Origin of the sequence: Paracraurococcus lichenis (assembly GCF_030657435.1) — a bacterium.
Classification (GTDB): Bacteria; Pseudomonadota; Alphaproteobacteria; order Acetobacterales; family Acetobacteraceae; genus Paracraurococcus; species Paracraurococcus lichenis.
This window is the reverse complement of record NZ_JAUTWS010000464.1, coordinates 1-497: the sequence shown is the minus strand read 5'-3', so window position 1 is coordinate 497 and position 497 is coordinate 1. Positions and strand designations below refer to the sequence as shown.

At 67.6% G+C, this 497-nt stretch carries 1 protein-coding gene; it reads right to left on the bottom strand.

The features are described from left to right. On the bottom strand, positions 1–497 hold a 497-nt coding region (locus Q7A36_RS40810), incomplete at both ends, for an IS66 family transposase (protein WP_305109483.1).

The following is a 497-nucleotide window of genomic DNA, read 5'->3' as shown; positions in this document are numbered from 1 at the left end:
GTTGCAGCAGATGCTTCATGCCGGGAGCAAAGCCAGCATCGCCGGCGTCGATCGCGTACTGGATGTCACGCAGCAGATGGGCAAGGCAGACCTGATGCTCGCGGCTGGCCCAGCCTCTCTGGGCACCGAGGCGGTCGGAGATCCAGACCGCCGGGCGGACCTCGCCGAGGAACTCGCGTACCACCGCCTTGCCGCGGGAGGGGCGGATCAGGAAGCAGGCGCTGTCGGCATGGTGGAACACCCAGGTCCAGAAGGTCCTCTTGCCAACCCGCATGCTGGTCTCGTCGGAGGCCAACACCGTGCTGGCCAGCAGCCGCTGCTTGATCAGGCCGGTCTGTGCCGCGAAGGCTGGCGCGCTGTCCTGCAGCAGGTTGGCCAACGCCCCCTCGCTGATCTCCAGTCCGAACAGGTCACGCAACAGCCGCGCCAGGCGCTCGAACGGGATGGCCTGGCCGAAGCGCAGGTAGAGCACAAAGGCGCGCAGGTTGGGGCCGAAG